General features: G+C 65.1%; 16 protein-coding genes and 2 pseudogenes. 10 read left to right on the top strand and 8 right to left on the bottom strand.

The window, feature by feature from the left end; genetic code table 11:
* Nucleotides 1–288: 288 nt before the first annotated feature.
* Both WJ542_RS19525 and WJ542_RS19520 read right to left on the bottom strand, forming a co-directional pair.
* A pseudogene (locus WJ542_RS19525) lies at nt 289–1,455 on the bottom strand (cysteine desulfurase family protein); the annotation flags it as partial.
* Nucleotides 1,456–1,607: 152 nt separating this feature from the next.
* Nucleotides 1,608–2,804 (bottom strand): NnrS family protein, encoded by a 1,197-nt coding sequence (locus WJ542_RS19520; RefSeq protein WP_411191085.1) that lies wholly within the window; start codon nt 2,802–2,804, stop codon nt 1,608–1,610.
* Between the two features lie 639 nt (nt 2,805–3,443).
* Here WJ542_RS19520 and WJ542_RS19515 point away from each other — a divergent pair.
* The 7 genes from WJ542_RS19515 to WJ542_RS19485 all read left to right on the top strand — a co-directional run bounded on the left by WJ542_RS19515 (nt 3,444) and on the right by WJ542_RS19485 (nt 14,233).
* The gene (locus WJ542_RS19515; RefSeq protein ID WP_411191084.1) at nt 3,444–7,223 is read left to right on the top strand and encodes a nitrate reductase subunit alpha; all 3,780 of its coding nucleotides are present in this window, start codon (nt 3,444–3,446) and stop codon (nt 7,221–7,223) included.
* Nucleotides 7,220–8,746, top strand: coding sequence for a nitrate reductase subunit beta (gene narH / locus WJ542_RS19510; protein ID WP_411191083.1), 1,527 nt, complete (start codon nt 7,220–7,222; stop codon nt 8,744–8,746). The genes WJ542_RS19515 and narH overlap by 4 nt, the downstream gene beginning before the upstream one ends.
* A 4-nt stretch (nt 8,747–8,750) precedes the next feature.
* Entirely contained in the window at nt 8,751–9,452 is a 702-nt protein-coding gene (narJ, locus tag WJ542_RS19505) for a nitrate reductase molybdenum cofactor assembly chaperone (RefSeq protein WP_411192497.1), read from the top strand.
* 58 nt (nt 9,453–9,510) lie between these two features.
* Nucleotides 9,511–10,194 carry a respiratory nitrate reductase subunit gamma gene (gene narI / locus WJ542_RS19500; protein ID WP_411191082.1) on the top strand — a complete coding sequence of 228 codons (684 nt, stop codon included), beginning with the start codon at nt 9,511–9,513 and terminating at the stop codon, nt 10,192–10,194.
* An 11-nt stretch (nt 10,195–10,205) separates the two neighbouring features.
* A complete protein-coding gene (locus WJ542_RS19495) occupies nt 10,206–11,006 on the top strand; it encodes a peptidylprolyl isomerase (RefSeq protein ID WP_411191081.1) in 801 nt (266 codons plus the stop codon).
* A 13-nt stretch (nt 11,007–11,019) separates the two neighbouring features.
* Nucleotides 11,020–12,288, top strand: a complete 1,269-nt coding sequence (locus WJ542_RS19490) for an MFS transporter (protein ID WP_411191080.1) — start codon at nt 11,020–11,022, stop codon at nt 12,286–12,288.
* A 514-nt stretch (nt 12,289–12,802) separates the two neighbouring features.
* Nucleotides 12,803–14,233, top strand: coding sequence for an MFS transporter (locus WJ542_RS19485; protein WP_411191079.1), 1,431 nt, complete (start codon nt 12,803–12,805; stop codon nt 14,231–14,233).
* Here the strand turns inward: WJ542_RS19485 and WJ542_RS19480 are convergent.
* Nucleotides 14,199–14,957: an SDR family NAD(P)-dependent oxidoreductase gene (locus tag WJ542_RS19480; protein WP_411191078.1), complete on the bottom strand. Its 759-nt coding sequence runs from the start codon at nt 14,955–14,957 to the stop codon at nt 14,199–14,201. The two genes, WJ542_RS19485 and WJ542_RS19480, sit on opposite strands and share 35 nt — an antisense overlap.
* Before the next feature lie 64 nt (nt 14,958–15,021).
* The gene (locus WJ542_RS19475) at nt 15,022–15,771 is read right to left on the bottom strand and encodes an SDR family oxidoreductase (RefSeq protein ID WP_411191076.1); all 750 of its coding nucleotides are present in this window, start codon (nt 15,769–15,771) and stop codon (nt 15,022–15,024) included.
* Between the two features lie 101 nt (nt 15,772–15,872).
* Here WJ542_RS19475 and WJ542_RS19470 point away from each other — a divergent pair, with 101 nt between their 5' ends.
* A complete protein-coding gene (locus tag WJ542_RS19470; protein WP_411191075.1) occupies nt 15,873–16,790 on the top strand; it encodes an AraC family transcriptional regulator in 918 nt (305 codons plus the stop codon).
* On the opposite strand, the gene WJ542_RS19465 is transcribed toward WJ542_RS19470, so the two are convergent.
* A complete protein-coding gene (locus tag WJ542_RS19465) occupies nt 16,787–17,983 on the bottom strand; it encodes an MFS transporter (RefSeq protein ID WP_411191074.1) in 1,197 nt (398 codons plus the stop codon). The genes WJ542_RS19470 and WJ542_RS19465 overlap by 4 nt on opposite strands.
* The gene (locus WJ542_RS19460; protein ID WP_411191073.1) at nt 17,980–18,513 is read right to left on the bottom strand and encodes a MarR family winged helix-turn-helix transcriptional regulator; all 534 of its coding nucleotides are present in this window, start codon (nt 18,511–18,513) and stop codon (nt 17,980–17,982) included. The genes WJ542_RS19465 and WJ542_RS19460 overlap by 4 nt, the downstream gene beginning before the upstream one ends.
* Before the next feature lie 704 nt (nt 18,514–19,217).
* Between WJ542_RS19460 and WJ542_RS19455 the strand changes: the two are divergent.
* Nucleotides 19,218–19,658: pseudogene (locus tag WJ542_RS19455) on the top strand (hypothetical protein); the annotation flags it as partial.
* 54 nt (nt 19,659–19,712) lie between these two features.
* On the opposite strand, the gene WJ542_RS19450 reads toward WJ542_RS19455, so the two are convergent.
* The gene (locus WJ542_RS19450; protein ID WP_411191072.1) at nt 19,713–20,771 is read right to left on the bottom strand and encodes a LirA/MavJ family T4SS effector; all 1,059 of its coding nucleotides are present in this window, start codon (nt 20,769–20,771) and stop codon (nt 19,713–19,715) included.
* 254 nt (nt 20,772–21,025) lie between these two features.
* Here WJ542_RS19450 and WJ542_RS19445 point away from each other — a divergent pair, with 254 nt between their 5' ends.
* Nucleotides 21,026–21,427, top strand: a complete 402-nt coding sequence (locus WJ542_RS19445; protein WP_411191071.1) for a hypothetical protein — start codon at nt 21,026–21,028, stop codon at nt 21,425–21,427.
* Nucleotides 21,428–21,499: 72 nt separating this feature from the next.
* Here WJ542_RS19445 and mqo read toward each other — a convergent pair whose 3' ends face one another.
* Nucleotides 21,500–23,071: a malate dehydrogenase (quinone) gene (gene mqo / locus WJ542_RS19440; RefSeq protein ID WP_411191070.1), complete on the bottom strand. Its 1,572-nt coding sequence runs from the start codon at nt 23,069–23,071 to the stop codon at nt 21,500–21,502.
* Between the last annotated feature and the right edge of the window lie 5 nt (nt 23,072–23,076).

Genomic DNA, 23,076 nt, shown 5'->3' with positions numbered 1-23,076 from the left:
GCAGGCGCGAGCGCGGCGCCGGCAGGGCGCTAGCGGGGTCGAAACGGGGTGCAAGCGGGGTGCAAGCAGGGCACTCAGGGTAAGCGTGGATACGCTTTCTGACAATTGCTAACATCCGCATGGCTCGCGAGACGGTAACGTACCGGCCTGAACAAGGACCGAGCATGAAACTCCCGAACAACACTGCCATCGCCGTTGCACTCGTCGCGATTGCGCTCTCTGTCTCGGCGCTCATCATCGCGATCGCGCAGCACGCCTGAAAGCCGACGATTAGTCGACGCGTCAAACGCCCTGGACTGCCGCCGGGCTCACCGATTCGATCACTTCGCGCAGACGGCCCACCGCGAAGTCGACATCTTCCTGTTGCGTAAACCGGCCGAGGCTCAGCCGGATCGTGCGCGCCGCCGCTTCGGCGGCAAGACCGATTCCCATCAGCACATGCGAAGGCGTGCCGGCCGCCGAACTGCAGGCCGACGTCGAAGAAACCGCGAAGTCCGACCCGAGCAGAAACGGAAAGAAGCCCGCGTGGTCGACGCGCAGGCTCATCGTGTGCGCAATACGCCGCGCCTCGCGCGCGTTGAGCGAGACGCCTTCGATCCCGGCAATGCCGTCCAGCAGCCGTGCGCCCAACCGCGCGATGCGGGCGTTGTCGGCTTCCCCGTCCGCGGCGGCGATAGCGCACGCCGTGCCCATGCCCACAATCTGATGCGTGGCCAGCGTGCCCGAGCGCAGTCCGCGTTCGTGGCCGCCGCCGTGCATCTGCGGAGCGAGGCGCGCGGCAATGTCTTCGCGCACATACAGCGCGCCTATGCCCTTGGGTCCATAAACCTTATGCGCGGACATCGACATGAGGTCGATGCCGAGCGCTTTCACGTCCACAGGCGTCTTGCCGAGCGCCTGGGCCGCATCGACGTGCAGCAGCGCGCCGGCCGCATGCACGATCGGTGCGATGGCGGCGATGTCGGTGAGCGTGCCGATCTCGTTGTTCACCAGCATCAGCGAGACCAGCCCGGTGTTCTCGCGCAGCGCGGCGGCAACGGCCGCGGGCGAGATCGAGCCGTCGGGGGCGGGGCGCACCCACGTAACGGGCGTGCCGCGCTTTTCGAGGCTGGCGGCCGTATCGAGAATGGCCTTGTGTTCGAGCACGCTCGTGACGAGGTGCGGCCGCGCCGTGGCGGCTTCGGCATAGCCCTTGAGCGCCAGATTGTTCGATTCGGTCGCGCCCGAGGTCCACACGATCTCGGCGGCTTCGGCGCCGATCAGCGCCGCGACCTGCTGCCTTGCGCGCTCCACGAGCGCACGGGCGCGGGTGCCCGCGTCGTGCGAACTCGACGCGGGATTGCCGAAAACGCCGTCCATGCCGAGGCATTCGCCCATGGCCGCGATAACGCGCGGGTCGGCCGGCGTGGTCGCCGCGTAGTCGAAGTAATGCAGGTGTCCGGGGTTCGTCGTCATAGGGGCTCCGCCAATCGAAGGGGAAAATCCTACCGGCCCGGCGCGAGAAAATGCTTCCAAATTGGCGATGCGGAGCGGGGACGACGTAGATAAAAATTCTATCGAGCAACGTGCCGGTGACGGAACCGCGAGGGGCGTTGAACAGCCTTGCGCTAACCTTCCTTGCCGTCCAGCCGCGGACGCCAGAGCCATCCCGCGTAACGCGCGCAATACGCAGCGAACGCCACGATCCAGCAGGCCGCCGATATGTCGATGGCGGCGAGCGTCCAGGCCGGCGCCAGCGCGGGCACGACTACGCGCATCACGGCGGCCAGCATCAGCAGTCCATAGCATGCGATCTCGATGCGTCCCGCGACGAGTGGCCGGCCCGTATGCCCACGCGCCGTACGCGTGATCATGGCGATGATCGCGCAGCCGATCGCACCGGCCGTGAACGCGTGCATCGCGAGCGAGTGCGCGACGTAGCCGCACGATGCGAGCGCAAGCATCGCGAAGCCGAACGGAATCCACGCATAGGCAACGTGCAGGATCGCGAGGATGGGGCGATTGCCGACGCGCCACGAGCGCCAGCCAAACCACCGCCAACCCTGCACGAGGGCGGCGGCGAGGCTCGCGGCGGCCACCACGGAGCGCGGCGCGCCAAACCCGTCCATGACAAAGGCGAGCGCGGTGAGCGGCATCACCGCGGCTTCGACAAAACGCCAGCGCCGGGAGGTGTAGCCCGGAACCGCATTGGCGGTGAAGGACGGAATGATGCGTCCGCCGATGACGGTCACGAACAGCACGAGCAGGCCGACCGCGAGCCAGGCGCTACGCAACGCCCAGTCCGCATGTCCGCTGCCGGCCGCCAGATGGAACGCGAGGTTGGTGGCCGCGAGCAACCCGAGCGCAACGGGCAGGAAGACGTTGTGGCGGTTCTGCGCGCGAACGAGCACGCGTAGCAACACGAACGCACAGACCGGCAGGAACGCGACGTCGACCGTGGCGGCGAGCGCGGCGGGCGCCCAGGCCACCGCCGCGCGTCCCGCCAGCCAGAGCAGCCACAGCGCGGCGAGCGAGCGGCCCTGGGCGGGCGTCACGGTAGTCCATGCGCGTACGGCGGTGAGCAGGAAGCCCGCCACGATGGCCGCGGCAAAGCCGAAAATCATTTCATGGGCGTGCCAGAGGACGCCGGGCAGGGAGGACTGGAGACCCGGCAGGGGATGGCCGTCTATCGCGGCCAGCCACGCCAGCATCGCGGCGCTGCCGAACAGCGCGCCGCCCAGATAGAACGGGCGAAAGCCGAGCGCCCAGAGGGCGAAGCGGCGGCGCGGCGCAGCCGGCGGTTCGGCGATGCTGTGGAGATTCATGCTCTGCGCTCCCGCTAATAGATGTATTTGATATACATCATATACGCCGCAGGTCGGGTCCGTAGAATCTGCCGATGTGGCATTTGCTCGCAGCTCGAACCGGAGGGCGCGACGTAAGATCGCCCCCGCTGTACAACGCGTTTCGCTGCGACGTAGTTCCGAATCGATGCTCGTGCCGATCGTTAGTGAACGTCACGTGGCTCGATAAGCCGGCTTCCATTCAGCTTGACCATCGTTCGAGTCTGAGTAAAGATGCACATCGCGTGCCTGATTAGCCAGGTCCGCATCGCCGATGCATCAATGAAGCTGAGCAGTGCTGTCGTTCGTGTCATTTGAATGACGGCTTCGCAGTGTGTTGAAACGCCCGTTTCCATCCGGATTTCGACAACTTGATGACATGCCGGTAACACTCACGCCACCGCGTAGTCTCCGTCCCAGGGCCGCACGGCCACCGCTGCCGCACGATAGCATCTGTCACGATGCGAGGCGCATGATCGAGCGGTATCGACATCGGATAATGCGGACTCCGATATATTTTTCCGTGCATATCCATGCCGGGCGCCTCTTCGTCGCCACGCGCGATACCTTACCCGCGTGGCGGTGCGGCCACGATTCGATTCCCACTTTATCGAGATTGCCATGAGTCATTTTCTCGACAGGCTGCGCTATTTCACGACCACCCGCCCGACCTTCTCCGACGGTCACGGTGCTGTCACGGACGAAGACCGAAAGTGGGAGGACGCTTACCGCCAGCGCTGGCAGCACGACAAGATCGTGCGTTCGACGCATGGCGTGAACTGCACCGGGTCCTGCTCGTGGAAGATCTACGTGAAGGGCGGCATCGTGACATGGGAGACGCAGCAGACCGACTACCCGCGCACGCGGCCCGACATGCCGAACCACGAGCCGCGCGGCTGCTCGCGTGGCGCCTCGTATTCGTGGTACCTCTATAGCGCGAACCGCCTCAAGTATCCGATGGTGCGCAGCGCGCTGCTCACGCTCTGGCGCGAGCGGCGCCGCACGCTCGAGCCCGTCGAGGCGTGGCGCTCGATCGTGGCCGACGAAGCGGCGCGGCGCAGCTATCAGCAGCGCCGCGGGCTGGGCGGCTTCGTGCGGTCGAGCTGGGACGAGGTCAACGAGATCGTGGCGGCCGCCAACGTCTACACGATCCGCGAACACGGTCCCGACCGCGTGGTGGGCTTCTCGCCGATTCCGGCAATGTCGATGGTCTCGTACGCGGCGGGCTCGCGCTATCTGTCGCTGATCGGCGGCGTGTGCCTGAGCTTCTATGACTGGTACTGCGATCTGCCGCCGGCCTCGCCGCAGACCTGGGGCGAGCAGACCGACGTGCCCGAATCCGCGGACTGGTACAACTCCACGTTCATCATGCTCTGGGGTTCGAACGTTCCGCAGACGCGCACGCCGGACGCGCATTTCATGGCCGAGGTGCGCTACAAGGGCACGAAGATCGTCTCGGTGTTTCCTGACTACGCGGAGGGCGCGAAGTTCGGCGACATCTGGCTGCATCCGAAGCAGGGCACCGACGCGGCGCTGGCGCTCGCGATGGGGCACGTGATCCTCAAGGAGTTTCATCTGGCGGGCAAGAGCGATTATTTCGCCGACTACTGCCGCCGCTATACCGACATGCCCTGCCTCGTGCGCCTCGTGCCGCATGGCGAGGGCTACGTGCCCGAGCGGCTCGTGCGCGCCTCCGACTTCGACGGGGCGCTCGGCGAGACGAATCACGCGGAGTGGAAGACCGTGGCGATCGACGAGGCGAGCAACGACTTCGTCGTGCCGCTGGGGTCGGTGGGCTTTCGCTGGAACCAGCAGGAGGGCGGCGACAAGGGCAAGTGGAATCTGCGCGCCGAAGCGTCGAACGGCGCGGCGCACAAGCCGAGGCTGTCGCTCGTCGGCGCGCACGACGACGTCGTGGACGTGAAGTTTCCTTACTTCGGCAATCAAGCGCATGCGCATTTCGAATCGACCTCGCATGCGTCCACGCTCACGCGCCGCATCGGCGTTCGCCGCGTGAGCACGCAGAACGGCACGATGCTCGTCGCGAGCGTCTACGATCTTTTCGTCGCGAACTACGGGCTCGATCAGGGGCTGGGCGGCGCGGACATCGCCGCCAGCTACGACGACGACGTGCCTTACACGCCGGCCTGGCAGGAGGCGATCACCGGCGTGAAGCGCGCCGACGTGATCGCGGTGGCGCGGCAGTTCGCGGAGAACGCCCACAAGACCGGGGGCAAGTCGATGGTGATCATCGGCGCCGGGATCAATCACTGGTTCCATATGGACATGGCGTACCGCGCGATCATCAACATGCTGATCATGTGCGGCTGCATCGGCAAATCCGGCGGGGGCTGGTCGCACTACGTGGGCCAGGAAAAACTGCGCCCGCAAACGGGCTGGACCGCGCTCGCGTTCGCACTCGACTGGCATCGCCCGCCGCGCCAGATGAACGCGACGTCGTTCTTCTACGCGCACACCGACCAGTGGCGCTACGATCCGATGAATCCCACGGCGCTGCTGTCGCCGCTGGCCGACACGACCCACTTTCACGGCGCGCCGATCGACTACAACGTGCGCGCCGAGCGCATGGGCTGGCTGCCCAGCGCGCCGCAACTCAAGCGCAATCCGCTCGACCTCGGGCGCGAGCTCGCCGGGCACGAGGCCGCGCCGGCCGAAATCGCGGCGCGCCTGAAGGCCGGCAGCCTGAAGCTCGCCTGCGAGGATCCCGACGATCCCGACAACTTTCCGCGCAACCTGTTCGTGTGGCGCTCGAACCTGCTCGGCTCGTCGGGCAAGGGGCACGAGTACTTCCTCAAGCATTTGCTTGGCACGACGAACGGCGTGCAGGGCGAGGAAATAGGCAAGAACGGCGGCGTGCGGCCCGAGGAGGTCGCATGGCGCGAGGAGGCACCGCGCGGCAAGCTCGATCTGCTCGTGACGCTGGACTTCCGCATGTCCACCACCTGCATGTATTCGGACATCGTGCTGCCCACCGCGACGTGGTACGAGAAGGACGACATGAACACGTCCGACATGCATCCGTTCATCCATCCGCTTTCGGCGGCCGTCGATCCCGCCTGGCAATCGAAGAGCGACTGGGAGATTTTCAAGGGGATCGCGAAGCGTTTCTCCGAACTGAGCGTGGGGCAGCTTGGCGTGGAGCGCGACGTCGTGCTCGCGCCGATCGCGCACGACAGTCCGGCCGAGCTTGCCCAGCCTTTCGACGTGCTCGACTGGAAGCGCGGCGAATGCGAACCGGTGCCCGGCAAGACCATGCCGTCGGTGATAACCGTCCAGCGCGACTACCCGGCCACGTATCGCCAGTTCACCTCGCTGGGCCCGCTGATGGATACGCTGGGCAATGGCGGCAAGGGCATCAACTGGGATACGCGCGAGGAGGTGGCATTGCTCGGCGAACTCAACTATCGCGTGGGCAGTGCGGGTACGGCCGAAGGCCGGCCGCGCATCGAGTCCGCCATCGACGCCGCCGAGACGATCCTCTCGCTCGCGCCCGAGACCAACGGCGCGGTGGCGGTCAAGGCGTGGGACGCGCTTTCTTCGATCACGGGCATCGAACACGCGCATCTGGCCGAGGCCCGCGCCGACGAGAAAATCCGCTTTCGCGACATTCAGGCCCAGCCGCGCAAGATCATCTCGTCGCCCACCTGGAGCGGCATCGAGTCGGAGCATGTCTCGTACAACGCGGGCTACACCAACGTTCACGAGCTGATTCCATGGCGCACGCTCACGGGCCGTCAGCAGCTCTATCAGGACCATGCGTGGATGCGCGCGTTCGGCGAATCGCTCTGCGTCTACAAGCCGCCCATCGACACGGGCAGCTACGAGCACATGGTCGGCAAGCACTCGAACGGCAACCCGGAAATGGTGCTCAACTTCATCACGCCGCACCAGAAGTGGGGCATTCACAGCACCTATACCGACAATCTGCTAATGCTCACGCTCTCGCGCGGCGGCCCGATCGTGTGGATCTCGGAGCGCGACGCGGCGCAGATCGGCGTGGCCGACAACGACTGGATCGAATGCTACAACTCGAACGGCGCGCTGTGCGCGCGCGCCGTGGTGAGCCAGCGCATTCCGCGCGGCATGGTGATGATGTACCACGCGCAGGAGAAGATCGTGAACACGCCGGGCTCGCAAATCACGGGCACGCGCGGCGGCATTCACAACTCGGTCACGCGCATCGCGCTCAAGCCCACTCACATGATAGGCGGCTACGCGCAGCTTTCGTACGGGTTCAATTACTACGGCACCGTGGGCTCGAACCGCGACGAGTTTCTCATCGTACGCAAGATGAGCACGGTCGACTGGCTCGACGACACGCCGCCCCAGCAGATGGCTCCCGCCACCGAACGCAGGGTCCGCGAAGGAGAAGCGTCATGAAAGTGCGTGCGCAGATTGCGATGGTGCTCAACCTCGACAAGTGCATTGGTTGCCATACGTGTTCGGTGACCTGCAAGAACGTCTGGACGAGCCGCGAGGGCATGGAGTACGCCTGGTTCAACAACGTCGAAACGAAGCCCGGCATCGGCTACCCGAAGGAATGGGAGAACCAGGACCGCTGGCACGGCGGCTGGACGCGCAAGGCCGACGGCAAGATCGAGCCGCGCCTGGGCGGCAAGTGGCGTCTGCTTGCTCAGATCTTCGCGAATCCGCGGCTGCCGCAGATCGACGACTACTACGAACCTTTTACGTTCGACTACGCCCATCTGCAGGACGCGGGCAACACGCGCGCGATGCCGGTGGCGCGGCCGCGCTCGCTCATCAGCGGCGAGCGGCTCGAGAAAATCGAGTGGGGTCCGAACTGGGAGGAGATACTCGGCGGCGAGTTCGAGAAGCGCGCGAAGGACTATAACTTCGAGAACGTGCAAAAGGACATCTACGGCCAGTTCGAGAACACCTTCATGATGTATCTGCCGCGCTTGTGCGAGCACTGCCTCAATCCGGCCTGCGTCGCGGCCTGTCCCTCGGGATCGATCTACAAGCGCGAGGAGGACGGCATCGTGCTGATCGATCAGGACAAGTGCCGCGGCTGGCGCATGTGCGTCTCCGGCTGTCCATACAAGAAGATCTATTACAACTGGCACAGCGGCAAGGCCGAGAAGTGCATCTTCTGCTATCCGCGCATCGAGGTCGGGCAGCCCACCGTGTGTTCGGAGACCTGCGTGGGGCGCATCCGCTATCTCGGCGTGCTGCTCTACGACGCCGATCGCATCGGCGAGGCTGCAAGCGTCGAGCGCGAGACCGATCTGTACGAAGCACAGCTTTCGGTCTTCCTCGATCCGCACGACCCGGCCGTGATCGCGCAGGCCGAACGCGATGGCGTCCCTCACGCCTGGATCGAGAGCGCCCAGCGCTCGCCCACGTGGAAGATGGCGATCGACTGGAAGATCGCGTTTCCGCTGCATCCCGAGTACCGCACGCTACCGATGGTCTGGTACGTGCCGCCGCTTTCACCGATCAACTCCGCGGCCAATAGCGGCGATCTCGGCATGAACGGCTATCTGCCCGACGTCGAATCGCTGCGCATTCCGCTGCGCTATCTCGCCAACCTGCTCACGGCCGGCGACGAAGCCCCTGTGAAGCGCGCGCTGGAGCGCATGCTGGCCATGCGCGCGTTCATGCGCGCGCGTCACGTGGACGGCGTGGAGGCGCCGGGCGTGCTCGCGCAAGCGGGCTTGTCGGTCGCGCAGGTGGAGGACATGTACCGCTATCTCGCGATCGCCAACTACGAGGATCGCTTCGTGATCCCGACCACCCACCGCGAGTACGCGGAAGATGCCTTCGATCTGCGCTCGTCCTGTGGCTTCTCGTTCGGCAACGGCTGTTCGGACGGCCGCTCGGAGGCGAGCCTCTTCAGCACACGCAAGGGCGGACGCACGATTCCGATCCGCCAGGAGTCCTGACATGATGCAAACGCTTCAACGCGAGCAGCAGGGCAGGGTGTACGCCGTGCTGGCGGCGCTGCTCGACTATCCCGACGCAGCCCTGGTGCAGGCGCTGCCGGAGGCGCGCGAGCGGCTGATGGCGGAGCGTGCGCTGCCGCGCGAGGCGCGCGCGGGCCTTGCGCGCTTCTTCGACTACTGCGCCGAACGCGAACTCGTCACGCTGCAGGAGAACTATGTCGCGTTGTTCGACCGCGGGCGCGCGACGTCGCTCTATCTGTTCGAGCACGTGCACGGCGAGTCGCGCGACCGCGGGCAGGCCATGATCGATCTGCTGCAGACCTATGCGCGCCACGGGCTCTACCTGGCCGCCAACGAGCTGCCCGACTATCTGCCGGTGTTCCTGGAATATCTCTCGCGTCTGCCGGTGAAGGAGGCGCGCGCGCTGCTCGCCGAGACCGTCGAGATCCTGCAGTCGCTGGCGGATGCGCTGGGCCAGCGTGCCAGCCACTACGGCTTCGTGATCGGCGCGCTGCTGGCGCTGGCGGGCGGCGCGGCGATGCCCGCCGACGCCGAGGCCGAGGACGACGCGCATCGACCGCCATCCGCCGCCGACTATCGCGCGCTCGACGCCGCCTATACCGACGAGCCCGTGCGTTTCGTCGGCGCGACGGCGCCGGCCGCGGAGCCCGTGCACTTCTACGACAAGCGGCCGGCGCGCAGGTGACGGCCCGCACACCGCGCCCGCGCAACGGGCGCGGCCACCCAGCACGAGGAGAATCGCCATGAGCGGCTACTTCCATCAGTTTGTGTTCGGCATCTACCCGTATATCTGTCTGGCCGTGCTGTTGCTGGGCAGTCTCATCCGCTTCGACCGCGAGCAGTACACGTGGAAGAGCGACTCGTCGCAACTGCTGCGGCACGGCGCGCTGCGCCTCGGCAGCAATCTGTTTCACTGGGGCGTGCTCGTGGTCGTGCTCGGGCATTTCGCGGGCTTTCTCGCGCCGCACTGGCTCGTTTCGCCGTTTCTCTCGGCGTCGGGACACCAGCTCGTCGCGATGATCGCGGGTGGGGCGTCGGGCGCCGTGGCGATCATCGGCCTGACGATCCTGATCTGGCGGCGCCTGTCCGACGCGCGCATTCGCCACAACAGCCGCGTCTGGGACATCGTGATCGTCCTGATGCTGTGGGTGCAACTCGCGCTCGGCCTCGGCACCGTGTGGCTGTCGCTGCATCACATGGATGGCGTGCTGTTCGAGCAGCTCACCGATTACGTGAAAGGCGTCGTCACGTTCCGGCCCGGCATCGCGGGGCTCCTCGACGGTGTGCCGCTCACGTACCAGCTTCATATCGCGCTTGGCTTCACGATCTTCCTCGTTTCGCCGTTCACGCGGATGGTGCATATCTGGAGCGGCCTGGCTTCGGTCGCGTATCTGATCCGGCCGTATCAGCTCGTGCGCCGGCGTTGAGAGGAGGCGACATGGACAACCGCGAAGCCTGCGTGACGGAACCGCAAGCGCAGGCGGCGATGCTGCGCGTCAACGACGTCGCGATCGACATGGCCGAGATCGCGGCCGAGCGTCGTCATCACGAAGACGATCCCGACCCGTACGGCGCGGCGCGATGCGCGCTCGCGATTCGCGAGCTGCTGCGCCAGCGCGCCGTCGCGCTCGAATTGCTGGGCCAGGACGCCACGCTCGACGACGCGGCGCTCGACGCGTTGCTCGCGCGCGAGCTTCAAGTCCCGCAGCCCACGCGCGCCGAGTGCGAACACTATTACGCCGGCCATACGGCGCGGTTCAGGCGCAACGACATCGTCTACGCGAGCCACATTCTCTTTGCCGTGACCGAACGCTCGCCGCTTGCGCGCGTGCGGGCCATGGCCGAGGAGACGCTGCATGAGGTGCGCGAGGCGCCGCAGAACTTCGAAGCGGCCGCCCGCGAGCGCTCGAATTGTCCGTCCGGCGCGTTGGGCGGCAGCCTGGGACAACTGTTGCGCGGCGACAGCGTGCCCGAGTTCGAGCGCGCGCTGTTCGGGACGGAAGCGCTCGGCATCCTGCCGCATCTCGTCAATACGCGCTTCGGCTTTCACGTCGTGCGCATCGACCGGCGCGTGGAGGGCGAGGCGCTGCCGTTCGCGGCGGTCGAGGCCGATATTGCCGCCTTCCTCGAGACGCACGTGCGCCACAAGGCCATGCAGCAGTACGTGTCCGTGCTGGCCGGCGCGGCGCGGGTCGAAGGTGCGGTGCTGGCCGGTGCAGCCGGACCGCTCGTCCAATGAAGAGGAAACCAACATGAGTTCACCTGATATTCCTGTGCGGCCCGTACCCGATGCGTCCGTCTCTCGCCGGGCGTGGTTGGTCCTGTTCGCGAGCACCTTCGCGTTCATGATCTGCTTCGTCGTGTGGATGATGTTCGGCGTGCTGGGCGTGCAGTTGCGCGAGGACCTGCATCTGAACAGTACCGAGTTCGGCCTGCTGACCTCGACGCCCGTGCTGACCGGTGCGCTCATGCGCCTGCCACTCGGCGCCTGGACCGACCGCTTCGGCGGGCGCATCGTCATGACGATCCTGCTCGCGGCGTGCGCCGTGCCGGTGTTCGTGGTGAGCTATGCGACCGCGCTCTGGCAGTTCCTGTTGATCGGGCTCTTTCTCGGTTGCGTGGGCGCGTCGTTCGCCGTGGGCACCCCTTACGTCGCGCGTTTCTTTCCGCCCGCGCGCCGCGGCTTTGCGATGGGCTTCTTCGGCGCGGGCACGGTAGGCGCCGCTGTCAACCTGTTCGTCACGCCTGCGCTGGAGGCCGCCTATGGCTGGCGCTTCGTGCCGCGCGTCTATGCCGTGGCGCTCCTCGTGACCGCGGTGATCTTCTGGTTCGCGTCGGCGCCGGATCCGGGCGCGGGCAAGGGCAGCGGGTCGTGGCTCGATTCGTTCCGGGTGCTGCGCAATCCGAACGTCTGGCGGCTCTGCCAGTACTATTCGATCACCTTCGGCGGCTTCACCGCGCTCTCGCTGTGGATTCCTCAGTACCTGAAGGCGGAGTACGGCATGTCGCTCGTCGCCGCCTCGGCATTTGCCGCCGGATTTTCGCTGCCGGGCTCGGTACTGCGCGCGGTGGGCGGCGCGCTCGCCGACCGCCTGGGTGCGCACTCCGTCACCTGGTGGGGTCTGTGGGTCGCCTGGATCTGTCTGTTCCTGCTGTCGTATCCGCCAACCGACTTCGTGATCCATACGCTCGACGGCGACGTGACGCTGCAATTGCACACGCCCGTCGTGGCATTCGTCGCGCTGACGTTCGTGCTGGGCGCCGTTTTCGCGTTCGGCATGGCCTCGACGTTCAAGTACGTGGCCGACGACTTTCCCGAAAGCATGGGGGTCGTGAGCGGCATCGTGGGCCTCGCGGGCGGGCTGGGCGGCTTCCTGCTGCCCATCATCTTCGGTTCGCTGCTCGACGTGTTCCGGGTGCGCTCGACGTGCTTCATGTTTCTCTACGGCGTGGTCTGGGTTTCGCTGATCCTCATCTATCTTGCCGAAGTGCGCCGCACGCCCGTCCTGCGTACGCAGTGACGGTTCCTGCAAAGCCATGCCCGCGCGCGGTGCGCGGGCACGCTGCAGTGCACCAGCAGCAGTCGCATCCGGCACATGAATGGTGGCCGTACCTCGGTGTCTGCGCGTAGAGGGCCGGTCCCGGCCCCCTATGGTCATCGTGCCCCGCAGCGGCGCGATTCCCGCCTGACAAGCCTTTTACCCTGACCCCGGCTATCGCGCGAGGCCCACGCGACGACATAGGCACGCGTATTGCTTTGTCAGCCTCGGGCCAACGACGGTCCAGAGAATGGCTGTCCCCGCATGCTGCGGGGACAAGTGGATGATGCGGGGCAACGGCGTCCCGAAGCGACACCTCGAGCATGCATTGCGTGCCCGGTGGGCTTCGGGACGTTTTTTTTGGCCAGCCCCAAGGCGGAGCGCCGTGGGCTGCCGTGCATGGCAGACCATTCGCGGGATCATGTGTACTACTGATGATGAACAAGCAGGAATCCGCCGTCATGCGGGTTGAAGTCCCTTTACCCTGGAGCGTCTCGTGAAAGAACTGATGCACTCGCTGAAGAGCGGCAACTGGCGCGCGCTCGTCGCGTGCTTCCTCTACTTCGACACCGGATTCACGGTCTGGGTGATGTTCGGCCCGCTCGCGCCGTTCATCCAGAAGGACGTGCCGATGTCGCCCGCGGAACTCGGCCTGCTCGTGGCCGTGCCCGTGCTGGGCGCGGCGATCCTGCGCGTCACGCTGGGCAACCTGTATCAGGCCTGCGACGGGCGGCGCATCGCGCTTCTCGGCATTGCGATCTCGGCCATTCCTTCCATCGTTCTCCTGACGATGCCGGGAACGCCGTCCTATACGCTGCTGCTCGTGCTCGGCGTGCTGCTGGGCGTGGGCGGCGCGAGCTTCGCCGTTGCGCTGCCGATGGCGGGCAGCAACTATCCGCCGAAGGTGCAGGGGCTCGTGCTCGGCCTCGCCGCGGCTGGCAACATCGGCGCGGTGCTCGACGGCTTCCTCTTTCCAGGCGTGGCGGCGCACTCCGGCTGGGCGCGCGCGACGGGCGCGGCGCTGCCGCTGCTCGCGCTGGCGGCGACCGCCGTCTGCTTCTGGGCACGCGACCTCGGCCAGAAGTCGGGCAGCGCCTACAAGGCGCTGCGCGCGTTCTGCATCACCCTGGCGGGGCTGCTCGCGCTCGTGCTCGCCGTGCATGCGGGCGTGTTCGGCGCGGGAAGGACCGGCGTGCTGCTGCTGCCCGTGTTCGGTGCGCTGCTGGCCATCGCGGTGCTGCCGGCGCATTACCGCCGCGTGCTGGCCGAGGGCGACACGTGGGTCGTCATGCTCGTCTACAGCATCACGTTTGGCGGGTTCGTCGGCATGTCTTCGTATATCTCCACGCTGCTTATTTCGCTCTACCAGGTTCCGAAGCTGGAGGCGGGCATGATCATGTCGCTGCTTGCGCTGACCGGCGCGATGGTGCGGCCCGTGGGCGGTCTGATCGCCGACCGCATTTCCGGCGTACGCGCTCTCGTGCTGCTGCTCGCGGCCATCTCGCTCGCCGATTTTATTTTCGCTGCGCTCATGCCGACGTTCGCGGCGGGCATCGTGCTGCTCGCGTTCACCTACGTCTGCTTCGGCCTTGGCAACGGCGCCACGTTCCAGCTCGTGCCGCGCCGCTGGCCCGGCCGCACGGGGCTGATGTCGGGCATCGTCGGCGCGGCGGGGGGCATAGGCGGGTTCTATCTGCCGGTTGTCATGGGCATGGCGAAGGAAAGCACCGGCAGCTATCAGATGGGTTTTGCGACCTTCGGCACGATTGCCGCGCTGGCCTTCGTGCTCGTGGTTGCGCTGCGCACGCGCTGGCTCGAATGGGCGCTGCCGCGCGAAGCCGCGCTTGCGGCGATCGCGGTGCCGGCGGGCGAGAGGGGGGCGAGCCGCTTCGTCACCACGGGATCGTCTGGTTCTCCCAGCGCGTGAACGTGGCCGTCGGGCTATCGGGCCCCAGCAACGCGACCCGTACCACCTCGCGGGCGCCGTCCTCGACGGTGTCCGTGCCCGTATAGCCGTTGAGGTTGGTCTTCGTGAAGCCCGGCGAGACGGCATGGACCTTGATCCCTTCCGGCTCCAGTTCGATCGCCATGGCGAGTGTCAGCGCATTGAGCGCCGTCTTGGACGCCGGGTAGACGGGGCCGAAGATCGCGCGCCATGGGAAGGCCGGGTCCGTATTCGCCGCCAACGACCCAACGCCGCTCGACACGTTGACGATGCGGGCCGCCGGCGCCTTGCGCAGGAGCGGAAGCATCGCCTGATATACGGCGAGAACGCCGAAGACGTTGGTGTCCCATACCGCGCGCATTTCATCGAGGGACACGTTGGCCGGCCGGGTTGTCCTCGCGTAGTCCTCGACGGACTGGCCGGGCTGCCGGCTCGTGTTGGAGATGGCCGCGTTCTGGATCAGCACGTCGATGCGGCCGAACTCGCTGCCGACCCGCTGCGCCGCGGCGGCGATCGAGGCCTGATCCGTCACGTCGAGCTGGAGCGCGTGTGCGTCCGGCCCGATCTCACGAGCCGCCGCCTCGCCGCGCTCGGCATTGCGCGATCCGGCCAGCACGATGAAACCGTGCGCCACGAGATCCCTGGCGATCTGGAGACCGATTCCCTGGTTGGCTCCGGTGACGAGCGCGATGGGTTTGTCCTGCATGGCAATCTCCTTGCTGTATTGCTGAGTATTTAGAGGTACTGTGCAAAGCGATGGTGCTGGTCCGTCAGCGTGCCTCGGCCGCCCAGGCTTCGGCGTCTGCTCCGGCCGGGAGGCGCATCGGGCACGACGGATCAGTCGCCGCGCGCCACACGGCTTCGGCGACGTCTTGTGCCTCGGTGATCGGGGCAGACTGATCGCCGAGTCGCGCGAGCACCTCGCTGACAAGCCCGGCGTAGGCTTCGTGCTCGAAGCCGTGAATATGGGCGCGCGCGTTCTCGCCGAAGCGCGTCCCCGGCGCACGGCCCGGCAGCACGAGGCGCGCGCGCACGCCGAACGGTTCGAGTTCGAGCGCCATCGACTCGGTGAAGGCGTTCACGGCCACCTTGCTTGCGCGATAGGCCGCGAGAAGCGGCAGTGCCTTTAGCGTCACGCTCGACGTGACGTTGACGATCACGCCGGCTTTGCGCTGCCGGAACTGGGGCAAGACCGCTTGCGTCACGGCAATCGTGCCGATGGTGTTGGTCTCGAACACCGCGCGCACCGATTCGAGCGGGACCAGTTCGGCCGGGGCAGCCGCGCCGAAGCCCGCGTTGTTGACGAGGACGTCGATCGGGCCCGCGGCCTCCACGGCGAGGCGAATGCTCTCCGGGCGGGTAACGTCGAGCGCGAGCACGCGCAGAGGGTCCGAGGGCGGCAGCACGTCTGCCCGCGGCGTACGCATCGTGGCGACGACGCGCCAGTCGCGGTCCAGGAAATAGCGCGCGATTTCGAGGCCGAAGCCAGAAGAGCAGCCGGTGATCAACACGGTTTTCACGAAAACTCCTGCGGGGTGGTTGAAATGCACTCCTACGATAGATTGCCGAGACCGTACTTGCTACAATCCATCATCCGAATTTCATTTGCGGGAGTCCGGTCATGATCGATCCGTTGGCTGAGGTGGTGATGCTGCTGCAGCCCAGTGCCCGGTTCTCCAAGCTGGTCCATGGCGCCAGTCCCTGGCGCATCAGCCGCTCGGATGCCGGCCAGCCGTTCTATTGCGTCATCCTCGAAGGCGGGTGCCGCATCGCGATCGACGGACACGAGCCGATCGAACTGCTCTCGGGCGACTTCGTTCTCATTCCCGCGGCCTATGGCGTCGCGATGTCCAGCCTCGAAGCGCCGCCGCCGGGCGTCGAGACCCAGGCGCCGGTCGCGCTGGGCAACGGTGAATACCGGATCGGCGCCGAAGGCAGCCCGGTCGACACGCGCATGATGGCCGGTCATTGCAGTTTCGGTTCGCCGGATGCGTACCTGCTGGTTTCGCTGCTGCCGCAGATCGTGCATGTGCGCGGCGAACACAGGCTGGCCACGCTCGTGCAACTCGTGCGGGAGGAGTCGCGCGATCAGCGGCCCGCGCGCGAAGTGGTGCTCTCGAGGTTGCTGGAGGTGCTGCTTATCGAAGCGCTGCGATCCGCTGCCGGCACCGGCGCGTCTCCGGGCCTCGTGCGCGGGCTTGCCGACGGCCGCCTCGCCGCTGCGATTCGCGGGATGCACGAGCATCCGGCGCGCGCGTGGACGGTTGCCGAACTCGCGAAAGCGACCGCGCTCTCGCGCTCGACTTTCTTCGAACGCTTCAGCCGCGCAGTGGGTGTCGCGCCGATGGAATATCTGCTGACCTGGCGCATGGCGCTCGCCAAGGACTGGCTTCGCCGTCACGAAGGCCGTATCGCCGAGATCGCGGAGCGTGTCGGCTATAGCTCCGCCAGTACGTTCAGCGTGGCCTTTACGCGGCATGTGGGCAGGCCGCCCGCGCAGTACGCGCGCGAGGAGCGGGCGGTGGCGAACAGCGCTTAAGTGCCGGTCACAGGCGCAGGGCGGCTGCTTTGACGCTTTCCCTCGCAGATGCCGAGGGTAAAGACGGCCAGCGCGCCGCTTGCGATCGCAAGTGGCCACATCAAGACGTCGTTGCCGAAGGCCTTCATCGCCGCGCTCGCGATGAGTGGCCCGACGATGGAACTGGACGTGAATGCCAGCGACACCAGACGCATGTTCCGGACGAGCGCAGCTTTCTCGCTGCACGCCGCAGCGTACATGCCAAGCGTGATGAATGCGCTATTCATGCCGCCGACTACGAGGCCGCTCGCCGGAACCCGCCACGTCATAGGCGGGGCGAGCGTGAAAGCGAGCAGTGCCAGCGTGCTCGCCGTCGCGCACACGATGACTGTCGATCCCAAACCCGCACGGTCGGCTAGCCAGCCGACCGGAAATTGCAGCGCCATCCCGCCGAGGCCAAGGCACGACAGCAGCAGGGCCGTTTGCGTGGCGCTCATGCCGCGCGCACCGGCATACAGTGGAAAGAGGCCATAGAGCGCGCCGTCGCTGATTCCGCCCACTGCCACCACGATCATGCCGAGGCAGACCCGAGAGCTGACGGGCGTGTTCCAGACGCTTCCGTGAACGGATGCCTCATGGGAAACGGGACTTGCCGGATGCCCCGATGCGGTCAACCAGAGCGGGACAGCGGCGGCCAATGTAAATAACAGGCCGGCGGCAATCGTTACGCGTCCGTCGGGACCGCACCATGCGGCTAGTGCCGGTGCAATGACGCCAGCCGTTGCAATCAGCGTCTCATGCACGCCGACCACGCGGCCGCTCAATTCTTCGGGTACGAGGCTATACAGCCACGATTCGTTGGCGATCCAGCGCAGGCCGATGCCCAGCCCGGTCAGGATACCGGGCACGATCCAGAGCGGCCACGACAGCCGGCTTACGGCCGAAAACGCGACGATACTGGCCGCGAGTCCGAGCGACACCGTTCGCTTTGCGCCGATTCGCGCAACTAGCGCCGGGGCTACCGTGAGGCCCGCGAGCATACCTGTCCACTGCGATGCGGCGAAGAGGCCTGCGCGCGGCGCGTCGAGGCCTTGATGAGCGAGCCAGACCGGCAGCACGATGAAGCCGATGCCGAACTGGCCGATTTGCGCGAGCGTCGATACGGCGGTCAGTGCGGCGATGGCCGGCCAGCGCACCGGTGCCGGCGATTTCATGACCTGCCCCGGGTTGGCATGGGCAGACCCTCTTCGCGGCATTCGATCGGGCAGCCCGCTTCGAGACACGGCCCTTCATCGCAAAAGCGGCAAAGCTGCATCGCATGCGCGGGGTCGCGCGTCTCGTGCCAGAGCATCTTGATCAGCAAGTCTTCGAACACCCGGCGCTCATCGCCGTCGAGATGACCTACGATGCGCGTGAGCAGGCTTTCGCGCGCGCTCCGCAGACGCCTCACTTCTCGCCGGCCGGCGCTGGTCAGCGCGAGTGCAACGGAACGTTTGTCGAGACCGACCCGCTTCTCGACGAGACCGGCGTCGACCAGGCCCGCTACGGCGCGCACAGCCGCCGGATGCGACAGCGCCACGGCATCGCGAAGCAGTTCGATCGACGCGTCCGGATACTGGCCGATCGCGTTGAGCATCGCCCGCGCAGTGGGGCCGGCGAGGGCGGGGAGGGTGTTCAGCGCATACATCTCGTCCGTGACCAGCAGGGCGAGCGCACCGAGCAGATTTTCCGTACGCAGCGTCATTGGGGTCCCCAAATATGTGCATTACACACATATGCAGTTTGCACATATTCGACTGGAAATGCAAGAATTCCCTATGGCACTAATGCGGTAGGGATGGACCAGACTGATCCAGGTTGAGCTTTAGGGTGCGAAACGGGACGGGTGTGCTTTGCCTCTTCGCCAGCTAACGTCCGGGCACGCATTGTGCTGCGCCTCGGCAAAGTTACGCGTGCATGGAGCCTGGCGAGATGATGTCGTGGAAGAACTGCTTTGCCGCCGCCCTGTGCGCCGCTGCTGCCGCGTTCGTGCCCGCGAGGGCGCAAACGCAGGTGGAGGGGGTGGTGCAGCCTGCGGTTTCGGCTTCGCAACCGGTGGTGCACGCCGTTCCGCTGAACCCGCCCGCGTCCGCGCCGCAGCCCACTCAACAGCCGGCTGCAAAGCGTGTCGAAAAGCCCGCTGAGAAGCCGCCTGAAAAGGCGGCTCACAAGCCTGCGCATAGGCGTGTTCATGAGCCCACTTATAAGACCGCCCCGCAGCCCACTGTGCAGTTAGCACCGCCTATTCTTCCTGAGCCAACGCGGCAACCGGCGGAGCAACCTTACGTGCCGCCAGCGCCAACGCCACAGCCCTACGCACAGCCAGCGCCAGCACCACAGCCTTACGCGCAACCCGCGCCAGCACCGCAGCCCTACGCACAACCGGCACCAGCGTCTCAACCCTACACGCAACCTGCCGCGCAGCCCGTCGTCAACTGGACGCTGCAGGTAATCCGCGACGGCCAGCAGATCGACTCATTCGACGGATCGGCCGCCGTCGGCCAGGGCAGCACCAACACGCATCACAAGGTCGTCACGCACAATGTCGGCTGCAAGAATCAACCCGCCGGCAGTATCGACCTGCAGCGCACCCTCACGGTCTCGCCGCTGCGGGCGGACTCGACCGGGGCGGTTCTCGCCATCGAGGCACGGGAGACGGTCGAAAGCGATACCACACCCCAAACCCCGGAGGGCTGCAAATTGCCGCCGGAGCTTAGCCAGGTGCGCGCCAGCCATCCGGGACTGGTCGTGCCGGCGGGTCAATGGGTCGAGTGGCAAATCGTCGGCCAGGATCCTTCGCTGCTCTACCGGGTCCGTGCGAGCGTCGCGCCGCCGTCAGCGCAGCTTTGACTGGCAGCCGCGCACGATTGCACTGAGAGGCGGCGGGTCCTGGCTCTTCTGATTCTAGGCCGGCCACGCTTGCCAGTTGACATCGACGACAGTGCCTTTTCGTCGAATGAACAAGCCCGACTGGGCGACGTTGTAGTACTTGGCGTTGGATTCGGTGGCTTCACCGTGCACCAGAACCCCTAGCCTGGCGTTGTGCACGATTTGTACCCTGGCATTATTCCTCGCTATTTTGTAAACATAGCTCGTATCGATTCGCGAGGAATCTTTGGCTTCGGCTTGCCGCTTTAGATATCGGTCCGCCACGCAAAGCCCAAGAAGAGGATAAATTTCTCCGGCTTCTTCGCTTGTCAGGTAGAGATTCAAATTGCTCGGCGCCCGGAAATCCAGTTTATCGTCTGCCCCGAACGCTACAGAAGCCGCATTGGTCGGTATCCCGTCACGATCAAGAAGGCATTCCCATAAATAGCGCTTTATGGCGGTACTTTTATCTAATCCTTCCAGCTTGTCTCGCGTTATCCATCTCTTTATATCCATATAGAGACTGCCGATCTGATCGATTTTCAAACCCACGCCGGCGAGATACCACTGTATTCGATGCGAGTATTCCCCGTGCATAGGTCCCGCACCGATGTCTTTGAACGGACGCCCGGATGCCAACTGTTCGTTAAAGAGCCGGGTAGGGTTGCCAAACAAAATATCGGCCGAGTCGCCTTCGATAATCGCGAACCCATTTTGGCTTTCCCATTTTGTTAACGTAGAACTCAACAGCTTCGTGAAGAATTCTTTTTCATATTTTCTGTAATTTTCTACGCCCTCTGATTTGTTGCTGTCAAGCCATCTTTTCTTTCGAATCCCGAGAAAAAATTTGAATAACGCCTGGTGCTCGAATTCTTCTCCCAGTTCGGTCTTTATCTTATGAGCGATCAGCGGGATTCGAATCAACGCCTGCGTAAGCAGGGCATGCTCCAATATGCGTAACGCATCCTTGCAATGGTCGAGAGACGAGAGATAGGCGCCGATTTCGCAATAAGTCTTGAAGTGCGTGCTTTCGCTGAATTTTTCGCTGAATTTCTCGGTCAGCTCCAATGCAACTTCTTCGACATTTTTAGCCATGATCCACCTCGCGCACCAGATTTTTAAGAACCGGTAACCACGCTGAAAAATTCACTTCGGATGGTTTGCGTTTCATGTCCCTACGAGAATAACCCACCTTGCAAAACGGCGCGTGAAGCGTTCGAGTCATGAATGCACTTGCTGGCAAAGCCGTCCTGCACCGGGATGCCCCAATCGCGGTGTAGTATTCCACCGTACCTTCGCGATCGTTCAAGTTCGCCGACAATCCAGCGTATCCAGACGGGGAATACATCATGTCAGGCGAGTGGAAGCGCCGCATCAGGCTCTTTGCCCAGCGTTTCTGGCAGCCGACCAGCGCATGCATGACCTGCATGCCAGGAAGCTGGGGCAACGTCATGAGTCTGGCCCACTGGACGATTGCTCTCCAGACGGGACTGTTCACCGGAATTCTGGCCGTATTTTTGACTTTTACGCCTGCGGGAAAACTCTATGCGCATCGATACGGCAATGCGCTGATCGTCGGCTGCCTGACGACGTTAGGCGACGCCTACTCGCACACGAGCCGCTACCGCATTCCCATTGTCGAGCACATCGCAACGGGGGTCATGTCCGGACTACTCGCGCTGATCGCCTCCTGGCTATTCGAAGATCGCGCGCGGCGCATCCGGGCGGTTTGGGGCCGGGTTTTCGGATAGCGTGCCGCTGGCCCAGGGACATTGCCGCTGGACCAACAAACAAATGGATCAGACGCAGACCGGTAGCGATGCTCAGCTCGGCAAGGACGATGGAGCCAGTTGCAGCACCGCGTTGGTACTCGCCCATTCGGCGCGCAGTGCGCGGACATTATCGCCAAGCTTGCTGCCGTAATGCGGCACGAGCTCGCGAATCTTGTCGCGCCACCGGCCCGACTCGCATTGCGTACGAAACACCCGGTGCAGCAGGTCGAGCATGATCGGCGCTGCCGTCGATGCACCAGGAGACGCGCCCAGGAGGCCCGCAATACTGCCATCTTCGGCGCTTACGATCTCGGTGCCCATCTTCAGGACGCCGCCCTTGGCGCCGTCGCGTTTGATGACCTGGACGCGCTGGCCTGCCTGTAGCAGCCGCCAGTTTTCGCCCTGCGCGCGCGGAAAATATTCGCGGAGCGCGTTCAGCCGATCCTCTTCGGACAGACTCAGTTGCTCGGCCAGATACTCGACGAGCGGAAACTGGTCGAAGCCGACGTGCAGCATGGGGGCGATGTTGTCCAGGCCGATGCTGTGCAGCAGGTCGAGATACGACCCGTGCTTCAGGAACTTCGTCGAGAACGTCGCGAACGGGCCGAACAGCACGACCCGTTTGCCGTCGAGCACGCGCGTATCGAGGTGCGGGACGGACATCGGCGGCGCGCCCACCGACGCGCGGCCGTACACCTTGGCCAGATGTCGGCGCGCAATGTCCTCGTCCTCGGTAACGAGAAAGGCCCCGCCGACAGGAAAGGCGCCATAGTCGCGCGCCTCGGGAATGCCCGACGCCTGCAACAGCGGCAATGCGGCGCCACCGGCGCCCACGAACACGAACTTCGCGTCGACCACGTGGTCGGTCCCGTCGCGCAGGTTATGCCACGACACCCGCCAGGTTCCATCGGGATTGCGCTTCAGATGGCGCGCTTCGCAGGATAGCTGAAGATCGAAGTCCGAACGGCGCTGGAGATGGGTCACGTACTGGCGCGTGACTTCGCCGAAGTTCACGTCCGTGCCCATTTGCGACCACGTTGCCGCGACCTTCTCGGCCGGATTGCGTCCCTCCATCATCAGCGGCACCCATTGATGAAGCTGCGCCTGGTCCTCCGAATAGTGCATGTCTTCGAACAGCGGCGAGGCCTGAAGGGCTTCGTAGCGCTGCCGGAGAAAGCGGACGTCCTCGTCGCCGAAAACGAAGCTCATGTGCGGGGCCGCGTTGATGAAGCGGCGCGGCTCGCCGAGCACGCCGCGCTCGACCATCGACGTCCAGAACCGGCGCGATATCTGGAACGCTTCATTGATCGCGACGGCGCTCTCGATCTGAACCGTTCCATCGGGCTGCACGGGCGTGTAGTTCAGTTCCGCGAGCGCGCAATGCCCCGTGCCTGCGTTGTTCCAGCCGTTCGTGCTCTCGTTCGCGACCGCGTCGAGCCGCTCCAGCATCAGCATCGACCACTCCGGTTCGAGCTCGTGCAGGAGGACGCCGAGCGTCGAGCTCATGACGCCGCCGCCGATCAGCATGACATCGACCTTTCTGGTGTTTGTGGTTTGCGTCGAGTGTGCCGGGTCAGACGAGGTGTGATGCGGAGACAGAGCCGATTTGAGGGCATCGAACATTGTAA

This window comes from Paraburkholderia yinzeri (genome assembly GCF_046581065.1).
Taxonomy (GTDB): domain Bacteria; phylum Pseudomonadota; class Gammaproteobacteria; order Burkholderiales; family Burkholderiaceae; genus Paraburkholderia.
Note: the sequence above shows the minus strand (reverse complement) of the source record. Positions and strands in the feature narration are given on the sequence as shown.